This is a genomic window from Streptomyces sp. NPDC026417, from assembly GCF_055567695.1.
On sequence record NZ_JBVHPY010000093.1, the window covers coordinates 2,459 to 3,858 of the forward strand.

Annotated in this window: 1 protein-coding gene and 1 pseudogene; one reads left to right on the top strand and one right to left on the bottom strand. The window is 66.2% G+C overall.

Features of this window, described 5'->3' with window-relative positions; translation table 11 throughout:
- Nucleotides 1–247: 247 nt before the first annotated feature.
- Entirely contained in the window at nucleotides 248–748 is a 501-nt protein-coding gene (locus ACZ4NT_RS38960) for an RNA polymerase sigma factor (protein ID WP_467730162.1), read from the bottom strand.
- Nucleotides 749–1,052: 304 nt separating this feature from the next.
- On the opposite strand from ACZ4NT_RS38960, the pseudogene ACZ4NT_RS38965 reads away from it, so the two are divergent.
- Nucleotides 1,053–1,400 (top strand): annotated as a pseudogene (locus ACZ4NT_RS38965) (transposase family protein); the annotation flags it as partial.

The window sequence follows — 1,400 nt, forward strand, 5'->3', positions numbered from 1 at the left end:
CGACAACACACCCCGCCCCCCCCTCGCTCTTGATTTTCTCCCCCCCCCCCCCCCCCCCCCCCCCCCCCCCCCCCCCCCCCCCCCCCCCCCCCGGCCCGCAGCTGCTCTTCCAGCGCGGCCATCTCGCCCTGCTGCGGTTCCATCGGTACCCCTTCGTTCCCGCACTCCCTTCCTACACGCGCGAAGCCGCAGAAGGTTGCCTCGCAATCCGGATTTCTCCGAGAGGATCCCTCAGAAGAGGAGACGGTCAGTTCTTCAGGTGCTTGCGCAGCGCGGCCAGAGAACGGTGGGCCATCGATTTCACTGCGCCTTTGGAGATGCCCATCGCCTCGGCGATCTCCGCCTCCGACAGACCCGCCCAGTACCGCAACACCAAAACCTCCCGCTGCCGGGGCCCCAGCCGGTGCATCGCAGCCAGCAGCTCGCGGTGCTCGGCATCCAGCAACACTGTCGCCTCCGCGGAATCCGCGTGATGTTGCCGCTCCGGGCGGAACGCGTCGGCCACACGACGCCGCCGCAACACCGACCGGGCCCGGTTGACCACTGCCCGCCGAATGTAGGGCAGAACATCGGTGCTGTCGTCCAGCGTGTGCCACCTGCGGCACACGGCCGCGAACGCGTCCTGAACCACATCCTCAGCCGTCGCCTGGTCCCCCACCAGCAGAACCGCGAGCCGCACCAGAGACAGCCGATGAGTCTTGTACAAGTGCCTGAGAAGGTCTCCGGAAACCCCAGCCCCAGAATCCATGGGCCGCAGGGTCACCAGACCCACCTCCCCGGCCCCTGCCTGCGACAAGAGAACCAAGGGCACGCGGAAGCCTCCCAACAATCGCCGCAGTGCCAACCCGCACCTCCTTTGAATCCAGCCAGTCACCAACACCCAGTGCATCTCGGCAAACCTAGGAGTCGAGCGATACCAGTCAGGAGAGCAAGGCCTACTCAGTGAGCTTCTTTCATCCTGTGCTGGGGGATGAAATGGGCTGGTCAGTGGGAGTGGTGACGAGACAGGGCCACCTCGTCGCTTGGGGTGGTGATTTCACTCAGCACACCAACTCAGCACACCGGCGACCGAAGGGGCCTGTTGATTGCGTATCCTGCCACGCTCGACGTCCCGCATGAGCTGGTCGAGCATGTCGCCTGGCTGCTGTACGAGCACCGCCCGGCGCACGCGCTGGCGGAAACTCGGCTGCTTCGACCAGGCACTGCTGACGCTGGTCCACCTGCGCAAGAACGAGACGTTCAGCCAGCTCGGCGCCGGGTTCGCGATATCGCAGGCCAACGCCTGGCCTGGACGAGCCCTTGGAGGTGCTGGAGTCCTGGGCCCCAGGATCCCATGAAGCCCTCACGGCCTCGGTGAGAGCGACCATGTCATCGTTGACGGCACGCTGATCCCCACCGAC

Bases quoted from the DNA above. Each gene is read 5' to 3' on its own strand.
- ACZ4NT_RS38960 (WP_467730162.1), bottom strand. From the start codon at position 748: ATGGATTCTGGGGCTGGGGTTTCCGGAGACCTTCTCAGGCACTTGTAC.